We start from the raw sequence: 17,486 nt of genomic DNA on the forward strand, positions 1-17,486 counted from the left end.
ATCGATGGCGGTCGGCGCGACGCCTGACCGTCCATCATCCCCCCGAAGCGACCAACGCAGCGCCAGTGTGACGCCGGCCGAGTGTGTGGCAATCCAATCGAAACGAAAACCATCTGGCGGTGATTTCACACCGTAGTTTTTCTTTGTTCTGGTGCCTTCCAGAAGCGCGGCGGTGCCGTTAAGCCCGACGCGAGCTCGCGACAACCCATTCCGCCCGGCGAATATCCGGCGTGTCGATCATCCGGCCATCCAACAGAAAAGCGCCCGCGCCATTTCCCGCCGCCTCGCGCGCAGCGTCCAGCAATCTCTGGGCCTGCTGAATCTCCGTGTCGCCCGGCCGGAACACTTCGTTCGCCAGCGCCACCTGGCTGGGATGGATACAACTCTTGCCCAGGAAACCGAGCCGGCGCGCCATCCCGGCTTCGGCGCGAAAACCATCGGCATCTTTAATATCGGGAAATGCGCCGTCGTAGGCGAACACTCCCGCCTCCGCCGCCGCCATGCGGACCGCGAACATCACCGAATACACGTGTTGCGGATCCCGACGCTCGATGCCGAACGGCCCGAACAAGTCCGCATAACCCAACTGCAGCCCGGCCACGCGCGGGTGTTCGGCGATCGCAACGGCGTTGCGCAGTCCTTTCGGCGATTCGATATTTGCCAGGACACGCAGCGTCGGGCGCAACCCGGCGTCGACGAACGCGCGGTCGACGATGGCAATCGCGGCGTCGATCTCAGTTGCCGACTCGACCTTGGGCAAGTTCGCCAGCGCGAGGCTCGGCGACGCAATCACTCGCACGTCGGTCGAGAAATGTGTCGTCGCAAGTGCGTTGACCCGCACGATGATGGATTTGGTCGACGTCTGCGCCTCGCTCGAACGCAAGAACTCGGCCACGGCCGCGCGCGCCTCGCCCTTGCGAGCCTCGACCACCGCATCTTCCAGATCGATGGAAATGGCATCGGCCGCCGAGGCCAGCGCCTTGCCGAACAGTTCTGGCCGCGCGCCCGGAACAAATAACTTGCTGCGCATGATGGCCCATCAGATAGCACGATTCGGCCGCAGATCTGCTTGCATCAGAAGCAACAAAAAGTTGCTTGTCGCTGAGAGATCTCCGCCGCCGGTCACAGATACCCGTGCCCCCTGCCGCGGCAACCCAGGGCCTGTGAACACGGGCCCAAAACAGCAACGGAGTCCGCCATGCTGACAGAGCAACAGGTGACCACGCTGGCGCACGCGATGACCGAGTCATCGCATGTCGCGCGCTTCATCGATGTGGGCTACACCTATCTGGGACAGTTCGTCGCGCACGACATCGTGCCGCAGACCAATCCGATCCCGGGCCAGTCTCGCGACGTGATGCCCTACCTCAACATGGACAGCGTCTATGGAATCGGCAATCAAACCGCGACCTTGCTGGACGCACGCGGTTTGTTTCCTATCCGGCGAACGACTCCGCAGGGCCCTGAAGATCTGCCACGCACCGACGGCGTCCCGAATATTCCCGAGCTGCGCAACGACGATAACGTGATCGTGTCGCAGCTGCATTTGTTCTGGCAGCGACTTCACAACGTGATTCTGCAACGCGGCTACGCCAGCACCGCCGGCGAAGCGCGAGCGATGACGACGCTGGTGTTTCAATTGGTGGTCGTCGAGGACTATCTGCGACAGGTGTTGGCGCCTGCGGTCTTCGACAGCGTGTTTCGTTTCAATCAACGCTGGTTGAATCTGCCGTCACGCCCGATCGCCCGCGAGTTCGCGCATGCGGCGTTCCGCTTCGGGCACTCGATGGTGCGGCCGTTCTACGAATCGTTCCCGCAAAAGCCCGATGTGACTCTGCCCGAGCTGTTCCAGTCCAATCGCAATCTGGATCCGCGGCTGGAACTGGACTTCCGCAGAATGTTCGGCTGGCCGGTGCTGAACAATCGGGTCGAGGACGCGATGACCATCGATCCTTTCATCACGCGGGAAATGCGTCAGGTGCCGATTCCCACCGGCGCCACCATCAATATTGCGGAAATGAATCTGCGTGCCGGCATCGCCGCACAGCTGCCGCCGGGCAAGGCCTATGTGCAGCAGTTGCTGGCGGGGCCGAACGGTTCGAAGCTCAAGGCGGCCTTCGGCATCCGGCCGCTGCCCGACCTCGGCCCGCTCGCCGATAAGTTGATGCCGTCGAGCGGCATCTCGATCGAGAACTTGCCGCTGTGGCCCTACTTGCTGCTCGAAGCGTCGCATGCCAGCGAAGGCAAGCATCTCGGTGTGGTCGGCAGTTTGATCTGTGCGGAAGGCCTGGCCAACGCGATCGCCGGCGCGCCGCACTCGATCTATCGCGATCGCTGGTTCCCGGTGGATGAAGTCCTGTCCTGGCTGGGCGCACTGGGCGATGAGCTGCAGGAGCAGCGCCGTGTCTTCGCTAACGCCGCATATACGGAGCGCACGTTCTGCATGCGGCACGTGGTCGAGCTGGTGCTTAGAAACAACTAAGGAGGTTCGAATGGAAATCCCCGAAGAGCTGGTCGAGTGGGTTGCGCACGAAGGGCATGAGCCCACGCTGGTGGTCAATCCTTGTTTCATTCCGCCCTCGGCCGTCGAGGAGCTGGCGTTCTATCATCCCGGCTTCGGCAACGACACGGCGCAGGCGTTGCGACATGTGCTCGGGCGCGACGACAACAACAGATACTTCGCGCGCGCCGATTCGCTGTCGGGCAACTGGCACGAGAAAATGGCCGATGTGATGCAACGCCTGCGCTTGTATCCGGGCATGGAACAGGGCCGCCCGGTGCTGATCGACGACCAGATCGGCAACCAGCCCACCGGCGAGATGCACGGCTGGAAAGTAGTGCACTGGAAGGTCGCCAAGGGCCGCGACTCGGCCATGAACCTGGTCCATCAGGACTTCATCACCTGGGCCAAACCGGGTCAGGAGAACGTGGTCTCGCTGTTTTCCTGGCGCCCCTACCGCACGGCTATGCTACAACCACAGGCTCCTCAGGGGCCGGTGGCGAATGAACGAGCCGTCTTGTCGCAGGTATCGCGCTGATTGGCTGGTCGCATGGGCATATCTCATCGGCGCCGGCTGGCTGCTGTTCGGGCTGCAAGCCGGCGCCTCCGATGCAAGTGCGCAGCAGGAAGCGCGCCGCAAGACTGTCGAGCTGCTACGGCGCTCGCAAAACGAGTCGGGACGGCGCTCGATCTATCTGCCGCAGGCCTATGAGCAGATCCAGCTCGGGCTCGCCGGGTCCAAGGCCGATCCGCTGCAGCACGGGCAATGGCTCGAAGCGCTCTGGGAATATCATCTGCTCAATGACGATCATGCCCGGGCCAGGCAGGCGCTGGAGCGATCGCTACAATTCCTCACCGCCGCGCACGCCGACGCGGCGCTCATCGACCGGATCACTTCGAACCTTTCTTATTCGCTGATCCTGGTTGGCGAAGTCGCCAAGGCCAAGGATCTTCTGCGGCGCGCGATCGTCAGCGCCAGCCAGCACAACAACCGCGTCCTGCTGGCCGAGCTTTACTACGGCTTGGGCGATGCGTATCGAAAGACAGGCGAGCGGCTCGTGGCGCAGCGCTACTTCGAAGCAGCCTACGAACTGGACCTGGCGTCGGGCGATGCGATGAAGATCAGCATCTCCCGGCTGAAGCTCGGCAGCCTGGCGCGCGATCGCGGTGAGTATCGGGAAGCGATCGACTGGCACGAGCAGGCGCTGCAAGTGTTCATCGACGAGCGCAACTATCGCGAGCTGGTGACTTACATTGAGCTGGCTCTCGACTACGCAGCCCAAGGCGAGCCGAAGCTCGCACGGAGCTATGCCCAGCTCGCGCTCGACGATCCGCGCGGTTTGCCCGAGCAGCGCATCGATGCCTCTGTACTGTTGTTGCGCATCGCGAACGATCGGCGAGTGCGCGCGGTAGAAGCATCTCAGAACGCGGCGCTCGCCTCCAAGCTGGTCCGCGACATCGAAGCTCTGATCGACGGTTCTTCGGCGCGGCAGAAATCCGAGTTGGCGCGCCCGACGCATCAGCTCCAGTTCGCCGAACAAGCCATCCGGCACTATGCGCTGAATCGCGATCTCGGCAACGTTCGCAAGCACGGGCAAGCAGCCATCCGGCTGGCACAACGTGTCGCCAGCGATCTGCGCGATACGCACGATGACACTCTGGCGTGGCTCACGGCCGCGCAACCGGTGTTGAACGAGTATGTGAAGGCGATCTATGAACTGGATCGCCCGCAAGTCCTGCCGCTCTTGGAAACCTATTACGCGCAGCAGATCGTGCCGGCCGAGCTTCGACATTCAGGTGTCGTCGGCCGTGCGTATGAGACTGAGGCGATCGAGCTGTTCGAGCGGTATCGCACCGCTCGTCGAGCGCTCATCGAGACGAATGCCGCGCTCGACCGCCTGCATCCAGATACGACCGACGCTCGCCGTCGGAAGGATGCGAAGTCACGGTTGGACCAGGCCTTGCGCGATCTGGATAGAGCGCGCGACGCCTATCTCACAACGTATCGAGCTCCCGTCGCGAGTACGCCGCCGAAGCAGCAGGCAACGTTCCGTCCGCAGCAAGTGCCATCGAGCGACGTCTTCATTCGCTACTTCATCCAGGAAAACGTCAGCTTCGGCATCGCGCTCGCCGGCAGCGAAACTCGCTATTTCCGTCTGCCGCCTCGCTCGATCGTGCAAGCGCTGGTACAGCGTTCATTGGATATGTTGAGCGCTCCCGGTCATGGCGCGCAGGTCGAAGCGACACTCTCAGCTCTTGCCGAACTGCTGCCGCGTGACTTCATCCGCAAGCATGGCGGCGCGACGCGCCTCGTCATCGTGCCGGACGATGTCATGCAGCCGCTGCCGTTCTCCGCCATCGACCTCGACGACCGATCCCCAAGTTACGCTCCTTTGGTCGCGAAGTTCGAAATCGTGCGCGCGAGATCGTTGTCGAGCTACTACGCTCAGCGATCGGTGACGTCGAATGCTTCCAGCAAGAACGCTGACATCGTCGTGTTCGCCGCTCCCTTGCTCAAGCCTCAGCGCACCGAGTTGTCGGCGATACCCAGCTCGCTCGCTGAAGCGACTAGCGTCGCGACTCTCTTTGCGCCCCGCGTGATCACCTATGCCGGCGCGGAGGCAACCAGCGACGTGCTGCTCTCACCCAAAGTGCGAGCGGCAAAGGTTCTGCACATCGCGACCCACGGCTATTTCAACCAGACCACGCCGGACATCGTCGGCCTCGTGACGTCCGGCGGTTTCCTTGGTTTCACTGAATTGTTCAGCACGCCGTTCTCGGCCAGGCTGGTGATCGTCAGCGGCTGCGAGACCATGCGCGGCAAGGACTACACCGGCTGGGGCGTGCGAAGTCTGGCGGATGGCTTCCTCAGCCAAGGCGCCGGTTCGGTCATCGGCACATTGTGGAGTGTTTCCGACGCCGCCACCGCCGCACTCATGGATAGCTTCTATCGCAAGCTGCATCAAGGCGCCGGCAGCTCGGCGGCACTGCAAGCTGCACAGCGCGAGTTGCTTGCATCGCGCCGTTTCTCGGATCCCTACTATTGGGCGGGTGTGGCGCTCGCATCATCCAATCGTGGTTACGACCAGCAGTCCTTGTAAAGAAAACAGGATTCGCGCTGCGATCAGGATGACGCCGCTGTCATTCATCGCTATTCTGCGCCGGCAAGTATTATTAAGGACTGGAACACGATTCGTGGTCGAGGACGCGATCTCCAACGAGTTCATCAAGCGGCATTACACCGGTCTGTACACGCTGTTACATCGCCGCATCCGCGACGGGAATATCGCCCAGGAAATATTGAACGAAGCCGTGGCCACGGCAATCGCGCACAGCCGCGCCGGACGCGTGTCCGATCAGGATCGGCTGGCGGGCTATGTGTACCGGGTCGCGCTGAATCTATATCGCAACTATCGTCGCGAGTACGCGAACCGTCCCGGCGTGCACGCCGGCGACGAGAACATCGATCAGTTGCCAGCACAACGGGCCACCGAAGAGTCCGCGATGGACAGCAGCATCATGCGCCACGTCGTGTCCACCATCGCGTCGCTGCCCACCGCCCGCGACCGCGAAATCGTCAAGCGCTTCTATCTGGATGAGGAAGACAAGTCCGAGATCTGCCGATCCATGGGACTCTCGCCACTGCATTTCGATCGGGTGGTGTTTCGCGCCCGGCAACGCATGCGCTCGCTGTTGGAAGCCAAGGGCCTCGACAAGTCGGACTTCTTTATCGCGCTATTGAGCTGCGGAATGTGTTGAGTGCAGCGCGTGAGAGAAGCCAGGTGCCGATGACAGTTACACCATTGGATGGCGTGGGGATGGTCCGAAGTCCATGTTGCAGGGCGGATTGAGCAATGGACCGACAGTACATCGATGACCATCATATCGTCGCGAGATATCTCGCGGACCAGTTGCCTGACCCGGAGCGCGAGGCGTTCGAAACCTATTATCTCGAGCATCCCGAGATGCTGCGGGAAATCGAAACCACAGCGCGCTTCAAATCAGGCCTGGCTCAGTTGCGAGCCAGCGGCGAGCTCGACGCTCTACTGAAGCCCACCCCTTGGTATGCACGATGGCGCTATCTGGCCATCGCCGCGGCGGCGATCCTCGTCATCGGCGTGGCTTTTTTTATCCGAACTCCAACGCCGCCCTTGATGGCCGCGAACCTGGCGGCGCTGGGTGGGCCATCGACCGTCGCCAGTTCTCACGCCGTGCTACGCCGCCGCGGCAGTTCGTTCGATGCCGAGATCACATTGCCAGAGACCGGCGAAGCTATCGAATTGCGAGTGCTGCCGGAATTCGCAGGGGCCGACTCGCACTTTCGGATCTCGCTGGCTCGGGTCGATGCGGACGATAACAAGCAACCAGTCGCGGAGATCGACCATCTGACGGCCGGCGAGGATGGCATGGTCACCCTCTATCTCGATGCGCCGCGCGTCGCGCCCGGCGATTACGAAGTGACGATCACGGACGATACCGATCAAACCAGCCGGTTCCTGATTCGTGTGTGGCCTGCGAGCAGACGCACTGGGTGAGCCCGGGCTATCGGGCCTGTACTCGCACCTTGCTGGAACTCTTCACCTCTTCCATCACAAAGTAAGTGTGCGTCTGCTGGACGCCTTTGATGCACGCGATGTGAGAGCTCAGCACGCTGCGATATTCCTTCATGTCGCGCACGCGAATCTTCAATAGATAGTCGAAACCGCCCGCCACCATGTGGGCCTCCTGCACGAACTCGAGCACTTCCATCGCGGTCCGAAAGCGATCGAAGACCTCCGGCGTCGTGCGATCGAGCGCGACCTGCACGTACGCCAGCAGATTCTGGCCAAGGTGCGCGGGCGACAGATCGGCGCGATAGCCGACGATGTAACCGTACTTCTCCAGCCGCCGAACCCGTTCCACACACGGCGTGACGCTGATGTGCAGCTCCCGGGCGAGCTGCGCCATGGACACCCGCCCGTCCTCCTGCAGCCGGGTCAGGATGCGCTGATCGATCTTGTCCAGGACGGTTACCGCACTCGCGCCAGTTGATTTCACGGATTCACCCCCACTTTTAGGTCGTTTCGACGGGCCCTGGCCCAATACGCTAGTGCTTTCGCCCCAGTTACTACAAGCCCCCGGCAACGCCGATTCGCCCGCTTTACCCATGGTCGCCCAATCCTCAGCCATCCCCACCGCCCCGTCGCTCGAGCAGCTCCGCGAGCAGATCCGAAGTGCGACGCTTCAAGACGAGGCCACTTGCGTCAAAGCCCTGCTGAAAAGCTCGAGCCTGTCGCTCGATGCACGGGCCCGCGCCAAAGCCCGGGCAGCCCAGCTGGTCAGCGGCGCCCGCGCCCGATCGCGCGAACGGCCGTTGCTCGACTCGTTCCTCCAGCAGTTCGCGCTGTCCAATGAGGAAGGCGTCGCGCTGATGTGTCTGGCGGAGGGCCTGCTTCGCATTCCCGATGACGAGACCGCCGACCGCCTGATCGCCGACAAGATCGCATCGGGCAACTGGTCCGCTCACGCGGGCGCGTCGCATTCGACCTGGGTGAACGCCTCCACTTGGGGCTTGATGCTGACCGGCAAGCTGATCGAGCCGCCGAAGCTGGCCCGCGAGGAAACGACTTCATGGGTGCAAGGCCTGTCGCGTCGAATCAGCGCGCCGGTGCTGCGCTCTGCGTTCCGTCAGGCCATGCGAATCATCGGCGGCGAATTCGTCGTCGGCCGCACGATTCAAGAAGCGCTGGATCGCTCCGCCAAGACTTCCGAGCTGTCGCTGTGCTCGTTCGACATGTTGGGCGAAGGCGCGCGCACCTGGGCCGATGCCGAGCGCTATCGCAAATCCTATGAACAAGCGCTGGACGCGATCGGCTCGCAGCGTAAAGGCACGCCCATCGATGAGCGCTCCAACCTGTCCGTGAAGCTGTCGGCGCTGGAGCCCAAGTACGACCTGATGCACGAGGGCCTGGTCATGCAGCGGCTGGCGCCGATCGTCGGGGATCTGGCCCGTCGCGCCGCCAGGTTTGACGTGGGTTTCACCATCGACGCCGAAGAAGCCGATCGCCTCGACTTGTCTTTGAACGTGTTCGAAGCCCTGGCTCGCGATAAGCAGACCCAGTCGTGGCAGGGCCTCGGCATCGTCATCCAGGCTTACGGCAAGCGCGCGCCTTATGTGATCGAATGGGTCGCCGCGCTCGCGCGCGAGACGGGGCGCCGAATCTGCGTTCGTTTGGTGAAGGGCGCTTACTGGGACGCCGAGATCAAGCGTGCTCAGGAGCGCGGCCTCTCGTCGTTCCCAGTGTTCACGCGCAAGGTGTCCACCGATATTTCCTATCTCGCCAACACCGAGCGCCTGTTCAAGCATCGGGATGTGATCTACCCGATGTTCGCAACTCACAACGCGCACACCATCGCCGCCGTGCTGGAACTGCGACCGCCGGGAGCGAAGTTCGAGTTCCAGCGCCTGCACGGCATGGGCGCGTTATTGCACGCCGAAGCACAGCGACAGATCGACGGTTTTCCGCGCGTTCGCGCCTATGCGCCGGTCGGTCAGCATGAGGAACTGTTGTCGTATCTCGTGCGCCGATTGCTGGAGAACGGCGCGAACAGCTCGTTCGTCAACCGATTCATGAATGAAAGCGTCCCCGTCGACACCGTAGTGGAGGATCCGATTGCAGCCTTGCAAGCGGCAGACAGCATGACCAACCCGCATATTCCCTTGCCCAACAACTTGTATGGTGCCTCCCGTGAAAATTCCTCCGGAGTGGACTGGGGCAATCCGCAGCAGCTGGCCGAACAGATCGCCTCCCTGCAGAAGTCCGGCGAGCTGCCGCATGCGGCGCCTTCGACATTGGTCGGCAAGATCGAGTCGACGCCGCATGAAGTGCGGAACCCGGCGAACCTCTCGGAGCTGGTGGGTTATGTGAGCGCCGCGTCCAAGGAAGACATCGCGCTCGCCTTCGACAAAGCGGGCCAGGCGCGTAAAGCGTGGGATGACGCTGGCGCCACTCATCGTGCCGCTTGTTTGGTTGGCGCGGCGGACAAGCTGCGCGCGCATCGTGCTGAACTGGTGAGACTGCTCGTCAAGGAAGCGGGCAAGACGCTGCCGGACGCGATTGCCGAAGTTCGCGAGGCGGAGGATTTCTGTCGTTACTACGCCGCACAAGCTCGCGAGCATTTTGCCGAGCCCACAGTGCTGCCGGGCCCGACCGGCGAAGACAACAAGCTCAGCCTGCGCGGCCGCGGCGTGTTCGCGTGTATCAGCCCATGGAATTTCCCGCTCGCCATCTTCTTGGGTCAGGTGACGGCTGCTCTGGTCGCTGGCAACAGCGTCGTTGCGAAACCTGCCGAGTCGACGCCGCTGGTCGCTGCACTGGCCGTGCGACTGCTGCACGAAGCGGGCGTGCCGCGCGACGTTCTGCATTTCGTTCCGGCCGCCGGCAAGATGTTCGGCGAAGTCGCCTTGAAACATCCGGCGCTGGGCGGCGTGTGCTTCACCGGCTCGACCTCGACCGCGCAGTTCATCAATCGTGCGCTCGCTGCGCGCGATGGAGCGATCGTGCCATTGATTGCCGAGACCGGCGGCATCAACGCGATGATCGTCGACTCCTCGGCACTGCTCGAACAGGTTGCCGATGACGTGCTCACCTCGGCGTTCACGTCTGCGGGTCAGCGCTGCTCGGCACTGCGCTTGTTGTTCGTGCAGGACGATGTCGCAGATCGGCTCATCGAGCTGATCGCGGGCGGCATGAACGAGCTGCACATCGGCGATCCGTCGCTGCCGTCCACCGATGTCGGCCCGGTCATCAACCAGAGCGCCGCGTCGAAGTTGGAGGACTACAGCAAGAAGGTGACGCAGAAAGGCGTGAAGATGCTCAAGCAGTGCGATCTGAACCAGGTGCGCACCGAAGGCAGCTACTTCGCCCCCCGCATGGTCGAGCTCAACAACGCGCGCGAGCTGACTAGCGAAGAGTTCGGCCCGATCCTCCACGTCGTCCGCTTCAAGCGTGAAAATCTACAGAGCGACGTGCTTGCCGCGATTCGCGAAGCTGGCTACGGGCTGACGCTCGGGGTCCACACTCGCATCGAGAGCGTGTGGCAGGAAATCGTCGCCGAGGCTGCGGTTGGCAACATCTACATCAATCGCAACATGATCGGCGCGGTCGTCGGCGTGCAGCCGTTCGGCGGCGAAGGCTTGTCAGGCACCGGCCCGAAGGCCGGCGGCCCGCATTACCTGTTCCGCTTCGCGACCGAGCGCACGCTCACCGTGAATACCGTCGCTACCGGCGGCAACGCTCGCTTGCTGTCACTGGGTTCTTGATCCGTCGCCCACGGCGGCAGCTCACTAGAGCTGCCGTCCCCCCGTTTCAGAAATCTGTCGCTGTACTTGCTCGTGCGTCCGACACGCACAGCGCGCCTGGCTCGCGCCAGCGTTCAGACAGATCTGCACATCACATGCCGGCGCCGGGCGAACTCGCTGAACGAAGTTCGCGGGCGTGCAGCCCGTGAGCCCGACACACAGCAGAACGGAAGTGACATAACAGCGTTTCGCGAAGAACATGGAACTCACCTCGTCGATCAGGTGAGCCCCAAATAGTCAGGCGCCGCCGCCGCGCCCAGAGGTATGTGACGATGCGACGGACGTCGGGACGAGCGTCCGACCGTGGTGATGAGTCAATTCGTCATTCGTCGCGCTGGCGTGTCGGTTCGTCTCAGTACTGGGCGGCCGCCTTGCGCAACTGGTCGCGAACCTCGGTTCTCAACTCGGCCGGCTCCTTTACCTCAACGTGCGCACCGTGACGCATGATATCCATGACGAGCTCGCGTGAATCGCGGTAGGGAATTCTGAGCTCGTAGCTGCCGTCGGGTTGCCATGCTCCGACCTGTTCCGGATGCCAGTGCTCATCCGCCACCCAACGGGCGCGCTCGGGGGTGAAGCGCAGGACGGCGACTTTGTCGGCCTTGCCGCCGAAGATGCCGTAGGCGGTGGCGAAGTGCGCATCCAGCTCGGATTCGGGAACGTCGAAGGCGATCTCCTCGCGCATGGACGCACGACGAATCCGATCGATGGAGAAACTCCGCAGCGCGTTGCGGCCTTCGTCCCACGCGTCCAGATACCAGGTATCCCGGTAATGCACGACGCGCTGTGGGGAGATTGTCCGATCCGTGCGCCGGTCGTCGCTGCGTGCGTGGTACTCGATCCACAGCTTCCGACGCTGCAATGTCGCCGACGCGACGATCTTGAAGGCATCGCCGGCCGGCTTGCCGCCGACACCCGGAAACCGCAATCGACTCGCCGCTTCTCCCAGGTTCAATCGTTGGTGGCGGGTCAACTCATCGAGCCGCTGCGCGAGCGGGCCCAGATGTTCTTCGAGTAAGCCGCCGCCCGCGTCGCTTAGCAGCCGTCGCATCACTGCCAGCGCCTGCAACTCATGCGGTGTGAACCACAATCCCGGCAGCTCGTACGTATCGCCGTGCGGCTCGCGTGCGTATCGATACCCGCCCGCGTCCGGATCAAAGATCACCGGCGCATGCAGATAATCCTTCAGCGCATTGAGGGCTCGATGCAACGTCGCCTTCGAACACTCCAGCTTCGCCATCAGGTCTTCGGGCGGAATGGCGGTCCGGCGCGACGCCAGGATGGCATGCAATTGAAATATGCGATCGAACTTGTCCACCGCGGCACGATACGGCGAACCGATCGTGCTCGGCAATTACCTTCGACGGCGGCTAATTGTTCGCGGCCAGCCGCTGCTCGATCAGCTCGGGAGCCTGCAGGACTCGCGGCAGCACGCCGATAGGCTCCATGGTTTCGATTTCCGTGGTGGCCACCTGAAGACTGTTGAAGCGACGCGCCGAGCTGAGCACCCGCGACTCCAGGCTGACTACGGACTTGTTATAAGCATCGACGGCCTTGCCGAGCCGCTGGCCGACGTCGTTCCAATGCCCCGCCAGCGTCGAGATGCGCTCGTAGATCTGCTTGCCCAACGCCGCGATCTCTTGCGAGTTCACGGCCAGCGCTTCTTGTCTCCAGCCGTAGGCGACTGCACGCAACAGCGAGATGAGGGTCGTCGGCGTGGCGGGCACGACCTTTTCGCTCACACCAAACTCGATCAGCCCGGGATCGGCCTGCAACGCGGCGCTAAAGAACATTTCGCCCGGCAGGAACATGATCACCAGCTCGGGCGTGGGCGTGAAAGTTTCCCAATAGGCCTTGCGCCCGAGCGCCGACATGTGCGCGCGAACCTGCTGTGCATGGCGCGCCAGTTGCAGCTGACGCGTTTCATCGTCGGCCGCCTCGGCGGCTTCGAGATAGGCCGACACGGGCGCCTTGGCGTCGATGATGATCTGTTTACCGCCCGGCAGTTTTACGATCAGGTCCGGGCGCAACCGGCCGTCTTCCGTGCTCTCGCTCGGCTGTTCGACGAAGTCGCAATGATCGAGCATGCCGGCCATTTCGACGACCCGCCGCAACTGCATCTCGCCCCAGCGCCCCCGCACCGTCGGCTGGCGCAGCGCCTTCACCAGATTGCCGGTTTCGCTACGAAGCATAGGCAGGTGCGTCTCGACCAGGCCACGCAACTGCTCGTTCAGGGCCGAGTACGCGGACTCACGCGCCTTCTCCATTTCGCCGAGCTTGCCGTCGACTTTCTGCAGCGATTCGCGAATCGGTTGCACCAGCGCGTCGACCGCTTTCTGGCGCGCATCCAGCTCACCTTTCGCATTTTCCTGGAAACGGCCCAGCGAAGCGGTCGCGAGCTGCAGGAAATTCTGATTGTTTGTTTCGAGCGCCTGGGCGGAGAGCGCCTTGAACGCGTTCGAGAGCGACGTTTCCGCGTCGCTCAGCAAGCGCAGCTTTTCTTCGGCCGCTTTCGCCTGCTCCTCGCCTCGCGCCTGCAGCTGAGTGATCTGGGCCTGGCGATCGGCGGCGACCTGCCGGGCCTGCTGCAACTCCTGCTCGAGCTGCGGCACTCGTGCAGCGACCGCTTCGGCGCTGGCCCGGGCGGAGGAGGCTGTATGAAACGCGGCATTGGCTTGTTCCAGGTCGGTTCGCGCCGCCGTCAAGAAAATCTGCGTTTCCTGCAACCGCTGCTCCGCCGAGAGCAGGCGAGCTTCGGCGCTCGCAAGTGCAATCCGCGTCGGCCCGCTGCGATACCACGCCAACGCGAACCCCACCACCAACGCACCCGCTCCGATCAGCAACTCGACCATCCCACCCTCCACTCAACTAAAGCCGGACCCGCCAGCGATGCGGTCGGGATTCCAGCACTCATCAGTCTCAAAACGTGACACCGCCCCAGCTTCGGCCCGGCGCACCGGCAGAACGCCTCGGCGATTCATCCGAAGATAGAGGGCGGCCGCACCGATAATGGCCCTTGACACCCTCATCGCGGCACAAGGAGCGATTCCGTGACTCGCAGCCCGTCGAACCTGATCCTTCCACTCATCGCGATACTGCTGGGGCCGCTTGTCATGGCCGATGCTGCGCGGCCCGCGCTGGTTCAGTCGGTCGACGTTCAGATTCCGGTTGCGCCCCTGCCCGTGACCATCGCGGGCAAGCGGCATCTTGGCTACGAACTCCACGTCACGAATTTTCGCCCGTTCGACGTGGAAATACTTCGCGTCGATGTGATCGATGGCGGCAGCGGCCAGCAACTGGCGAGTTTCAGCGGATCGCAGCTCGCCGAACGACTGAGCCGAGTGGGCGCGCGGGCAGAAGGTGCGGAACGACGGCGCATTGTAGCCGGCGGACGCACGATTCTATACCTGTGGCTGGCGCTCGACTCCGGCGCCACCGCTCCAACCAAGCTCAAGCACAGCATCGAGCTCGACCTCATGCGGCCGGCGGGTCGAGAGCGGACTGCGATCACCGATCTCATGAGCGTCGTGCGCACCGAGCAACCCGTCGCTCTGGACATGCCGCTGCGTGGCGGACCCTGGGTCGCGCTGTACGACCCAATGATGCTGGGTGGACATCGAACCTCTATCTATACGCTCGGTGGCCGTGCCCGCATTCCGGCGCGCTTCGCCATCGATTGGGTGAAGCTCGCGGACGACGCGACGCGCGCAGCCGGCGATCCCGAGATCGTGTCGAATTGGCACGGCTACGGTGCGGAAGTGCTGGCTGTCGCCGACGGCACCATCGTCGATGCCGTCGACGATATGCAGGAAGGAGCAAAGTTGTCCGCAGCCACCGGTGCGATCGCCCTGGAGAATGCCAGCGGCAACTATGTGACATTGGATCTCGGCAACAATCGTTATGCATTCTACGAACATCTCAAGCATGGCAGCATCAAAGTGAAGCGCGGCGATCGGGTCAAACGAGGCGATGTCCTTGCGTTGTTGGGCAACTCCGGCAGCAGTTCGTCAGGACCGCATCTTCACTTCCACGTCGCCGACGCAGCCTCGGAGCTGTCGGCGGAAGGCATTCCGTATGTCTTCCGCAATTTCGAAGTGCTGGGTGCTTACGAGGACATCGAGGGCTTTACGACCGGCGAGCGCTGGAAATCCTTCCCTGCCGCAACTGGTAAACGCGGCATGGAATTGCCCGCCGCCAATACCGTGATTGTTTTTCCATGACGAAACATCGCAGCGCCTGTCGCGTTCCAGAAGGGAACGGCCAGGAGGACTTCCATGCGACGCAATGTTGTATTCGACAGAGGTCGCGGCTGGCGCGACGATCGCGCGTCTGACCGCATGCACATCCGCGAAGACCGCGGTGCTGACGTAGGTGAATACCGGCATCAGGAGACCAGCGAGTTCAGCGACGCTTACTACGGGCCCGGCGACAACTATGCGCGCCGGGATTTCGTGAGCGGCGGCTACAGTCGCGAGCAGCAGCCGATCGCACCCAGCCAGCTCCAGCCGGGGCCGCCTGTAGGTCGGTTTGCGCCTGAGCGTCATCCGGACAACCGCATCTATGGCGAAGTCCGCTCGTACGGCGAGTTGCACGAGGGACAGCGCAGCTGGGCCGATGTCAAATCGCATCGTGGCCGCGGCCCGAAAGGCTACGCGCGCAGCGACGACCGTTTGACCGAGATGATTTGTGAGCGATTGACGGATGACGCGCACATCGACGCCAGTGACATCGCCGTCGAGGTCAAGCAAGGCAAAGTCACATTGAGCGGCACCGTCCCCGACAAATTGACTCGCTGGCGCGTCGAGGACGCAGTCGAATCGATCGGCGTCGACGACGTAAGCAACCAGCTACGAGTCGCCGCGCGTAGCGAACGATAGAAGGAAAGCAGGAGCCAGACCGCGCAGAATTTGCGTGGTCGCCCTGCTCGTCGATGAGCGGCGCAATCAAACAGTCATCTGTTCGAAAGTGAAGGTTCATTCGCTGCTCACATACTGCAGTTTCGACTTCGACTCGGAGACTGCAGCATGGGAAACGATAGGACTCCTTACCTGTTCGGCCGCCGCGGCTTCTTGACCGGCATGGGCGCGGCGCTGTTAAGCACCGCGGTATCGGCACAAACCTTCTCGCCCTTCGATTCGAAGGAACGTTTGGGCGGCTATCCGTTCACGATGGGCATCGCCTCGGGCGAACCCTCTTCCGACGGCTTCGTTCTATGGACGCGCCTCGCGCCGAAACCGCTGGAACCGGGTGGCGGCATGCCTGACCGACCGGTGCTGGTGCGCTGGCAGATCGCGCTCGATGAAAGAATGCGCAAGGTTGTGCGACGTGGCGCCGCGCTCGCTCTCCCTGAGCTCGCGCATTCCGTACACGTGGAACTGGACCACCTGCCGCCGGGACGTTGGTACTGGTATCAGTTCGAAGTCGGCGGTGAAGTCAGCCCGGTCGGTCGAGTACGCACCGCGCCGCTGTTCGGCCCGCCGCAGCGTGAGCTGACGTTTGCGTTCGCCTCCTGTCAGAACTGGGTGAACGGTTTCTTCCCTGCGTATCGACGTATGGCTGAAGAAGATCTCGATTTCGTCGTGCACCTCGGCGACTACATCTATGAAGGCCCGGGCGGCGCAGGCGTACGCGCGCACTTGCCGGCGACCGAGATCATGTCGATCGACGATTACCGCATCCGACATGCGCAGTACAAATCCGACGCCGCCTTGCAGTCGGTGCACGCGAAGTTCCCCTGGATCGTGACGTGGGACGACCACGAACTCGAGAACAACTACGCCGGCTTCATTCCGCAAGATGAAGTCGACACGCCGATCTTTGCCGACCGACGTGCGCGTGCTTACCAGGCCTATTACGAGCACATGCCGTTGCGACGCTTCTCGTTCCCACGGGGACCGAATCTGCAGCTCTATCGTCGCTTGAGCTTCGGCAGTCTGTTGCAGGTTCACGTGCTGGACACGCGACAATATCGCTCCGCCGGTGCGCCGGAAGGTTGCGCGGTGACCGAGCGAGTCGATGGCTATTGCCCGTCGGCGCTCGATGCTTCGCGCTCGATTGCGGGCCAAAGGCAGCGCGATTGGCTCATCGACGGCCTGAACCGCTCGCGAGCCCAATGGAATGTGCTCGCCAACCAAGTGCCGTTCGCGCCGAATGACGGGAATGCGGATCCCGCGATCAAGTCGTACGGCGGCGAGAAGTGGGACGGCTATCCATTCGACCGCGCGGCCATTCTCGACTTCATCACTGCCCAAAAGCTGTCCAACACCGTCGTGATCACAGGCGACGTGCATCAGAACTACGTGCGCAACGTTCCGCCGGATTACATCAATCTCGACGCGGAGCCGGTGGCGACCGAGTTCATCGGCACTTCGATCAGCAGCGGCGGCGATCGCACGTTGCGGACAACGTACGGCGGCGATGTCAACAATCCGCATCAGCTCTTCCAAAATAACAGCCACGGCTATGTCCGCTGCGAGATTTCTCGCGAGCAGTGGAAGACGGACTACCGCGTCGTGCCGAGCGTCGTCGTGGAAGACGCGCCGATCAGCACTCTCGCATCGTTCGTCGTCGAGCAGGGCAAGGCTGGAGCGCTGAAGGTTTAATGATAGCGATGGGGCGGCGGCGGGCTGGACGCCGCCGCCGCAA

13 protein-coding genes are annotated in these 17,486 nt (G+C 62.7%); 9 read left to right on the top strand and 4 right to left on the bottom strand.

Going from position 1 to position 17,486, the window contains the following annotated elements; translation table 11 throughout:
• Positions 1-178 precede the first annotated feature (178 nt).
• Positions 179-1,030, bottom strand: coding sequence for an HpcH/HpaI aldolase/citrate lyase family protein (locus tag GYH35_RS21160; RefSeq protein ID WP_161810645.1), 852 nt, complete (start codon positions 1,028-1,030; stop codon positions 179-181).
• A 168-nt stretch (positions 1,031-1,198) separates the two neighbouring features.
• On the opposite strand from GYH35_RS21160, the gene GYH35_RS21165 reads away from it, so the two are divergent.
• From GYH35_RS21165 to GYH35_RS21185, 5 genes are all read left to right on the top strand, one after another.
• Positions 1,199-2,482, top strand: coding sequence for a peroxidase family protein (locus GYH35_RS21165; protein ID WP_161829436.1), 1,284 nt, complete (start codon positions 1,199-1,201; stop codon positions 2,480-2,482).
• A 10-nt stretch (positions 2,483-2,492) separates the two neighbouring features.
• Positions 2,493-3,038 carry a hypothetical protein gene (locus GYH35_RS21170; RefSeq protein WP_161829437.1) on the top strand — a complete coding sequence of 182 codons (546 nt, stop codon included), beginning with the start codon at positions 2,493-2,495 and terminating at the stop codon, positions 3,036-3,038.
• Positions 3,004-5,601: a CHAT domain-containing tetratricopeptide repeat protein gene (locus GYH35_RS21175; protein ID WP_161829438.1), complete on the top strand. Its 2,598-nt coding sequence runs from the start codon at positions 3,004-3,006 to the stop codon at positions 5,599-5,601. Before GYH35_RS21170 ends, GYH35_RS21175 begins: the two co-directional genes overlap by 35 nt.
• Before the next feature lie 94 nt (positions 5,602-5,695).
• Positions 5,696-6,259 (top strand): RNA polymerase sigma factor, encoded by a 564-nt coding sequence (locus GYH35_RS21180; RefSeq protein ID WP_161829439.1) that lies wholly within the window; start codon positions 5,696-5,698, stop codon positions 6,257-6,259.
• A gap of 95 nt (positions 6,260-6,354) precedes the next feature.
• The gene (locus GYH35_RS21185; RefSeq protein ID WP_161829440.1) at positions 6,355-7,035 is read left to right on the top strand and encodes a hypothetical protein; all 681 of its coding nucleotides are present in this window, start codon (positions 6,355-6,357) and stop codon (positions 7,033-7,035) included.
• 7 nt (positions 7,036-7,042) lie between these two features.
• Here GYH35_RS21185 and GYH35_RS21190 read toward each other — a convergent pair whose 3' ends face one another.
• On the bottom strand, positions 7,043-7,537 hold the full coding sequence (locus GYH35_RS21190; protein WP_202624469.1) for an Lrp/AsnC ligand binding domain-containing protein: 495 nt from the start codon (positions 7,535-7,537) through the stop codon (positions 7,043-7,045).
• A gap of 109 nt (positions 7,538-7,646) precedes the next feature.
• Between GYH35_RS21190 and putA the strand changes: the two genes are divergently transcribed.
• Positions 7,647-10,802 carry a bifunctional proline dehydrogenase/L-glutamate gamma-semialdehyde dehydrogenase PutA gene (putA, locus tag GYH35_RS21195; RefSeq protein ID WP_161829441.1) on the top strand — a complete coding sequence of 1,052 codons (3,156 nt, stop codon included), beginning with the start codon at positions 7,647-7,649 and terminating at the stop codon, positions 10,800-10,802.
• Positions 10,803-11,193: 391 nt separating this feature from the next.
• On the opposite strand, the gene GYH35_RS21200 is transcribed toward putA, so the two are convergent.
• On the bottom strand, positions 11,194-12,195 hold the full coding sequence (locus GYH35_RS21200) for a helix-turn-helix transcriptional regulator (RefSeq protein WP_161829442.1): 1,002 nt from the start codon (positions 12,193-12,195) through the stop codon (positions 11,194-11,196).
• A 16-nt stretch (positions 12,196-12,211) separates the two neighbouring features.
• Positions 12,212-13,693: a DNA recombination protein RmuC gene (rmuC, locus tag GYH35_RS21205; protein ID WP_161810636.1), complete on the bottom strand. Its 1,482-nt coding sequence runs from the start codon at positions 13,691-13,693 to the stop codon at positions 12,212-12,214.
• Positions 13,694-13,891: 198 nt separating this feature from the next.
• On the opposite strand from rmuC, the gene GYH35_RS21210 reads away from it, so the two are divergent.
• The 3 genes from GYH35_RS21210 to GYH35_RS21220 all read left to right on the top strand — a co-directional run bounded on the left by GYH35_RS21210 (position 13,892) and on the right by GYH35_RS21220 (position 17,443).
• Entirely contained in the window at positions 13,892-15,061 is a 1,170-nt protein-coding gene (locus GYH35_RS21210; protein ID WP_161829443.1) for a M23 family metallopeptidase, read from the top strand.
• A gap of 54 nt (positions 15,062-15,115) precedes the next feature.
• The gene (locus tag GYH35_RS21215) at positions 15,116-15,718 is read left to right on the top strand and encodes a BON domain-containing protein (protein WP_161810634.1); all 603 of its coding nucleotides are present in this window, start codon (positions 15,116-15,118) and stop codon (positions 15,716-15,718) included.
• Positions 15,719-15,865: 147 nt separating this feature from the next.
• On the top strand, positions 15,866-17,443 hold the full coding sequence (locus GYH35_RS21220; RefSeq protein ID WP_161810633.1) for an alkaline phosphatase D family protein: 1,578 nt from the start codon (positions 15,866-15,868) through the stop codon (positions 17,441-17,443).
• Positions 17,444-17,486 lie beyond the last annotated feature (43 nt).

The sequence above is a fragment of the Steroidobacter agaridevorans genome, assembly GCF_009932555.1.
Taxonomy (GTDB): Bacteria; Pseudomonadota; Gammaproteobacteria; order Steroidobacterales; family Steroidobacteraceae; genus Steroidobacter; species Steroidobacter agaridevorans.

What these genes read in the sequence shown, in the direction of transcription:
- GYH35_RS21160 (WP_161810645.1), bottom strand. Translation starts at nt 1,030, where the DNA reads ATGCGCAGCAAGTTATTTGTTCCGGGCGCGCGGCCAGAACTGTTCGGC.
- GYH35_RS21165 (WP_161829436.1), top strand. Translation starts at nt 1,199, where the DNA reads ATGCTGACAGAGCAACAGGTGACCACGCTGGCGCACGCGATGACCGAG.
- GYH35_RS21170 (WP_161829437.1), top strand. Translation starts at nt 2,493, where the DNA reads ATGGAAATCCCCGAAGAGCTGGTCGAGTGGGTTGCGCACGAAGGGCAT.
- GYH35_RS21175 (WP_161829438.1), top strand. Translation starts at nt 3,004, where the DNA reads ATGAACGAGCCGTCTTGTCGCAGGTATCGCGCTGATTGGCTGGTCGCA.
- GYH35_RS21185 (WP_161829440.1), top strand. Translation starts at nt 6,355, where the DNA reads ATGGACCGACAGTACATCGATGACCATCATATCGTCGCGAGATATCTC.
- putA (WP_161829441.1), top strand. Translation starts at nt 7,647, where the DNA reads ATGGTCGCCCAATCCTCAGCCATCCCCACCGCCCCGTCGCTCGAGCAG.
- rmuC (WP_161810636.1), bottom strand. Translation starts at nt 13,693, where the DNA reads ATGGTCGAGTTGCTGATCGGAGCGGGTGCGTTGGTGGTGGGGTTCGCG.
- GYH35_RS21215 (WP_161810634.1), top strand. Translation starts at nt 15,116, where the DNA reads ATGCGACGCAATGTTGTATTCGACAGAGGTCGCGGCTGGCGCGACGAT.
- GYH35_RS21220 (WP_161810633.1), top strand. Translation starts at nt 15,866, where the DNA reads ATGGGAAACGATAGGACTCCTTACCTGTTCGGCCGCCGCGGCTTCTTG.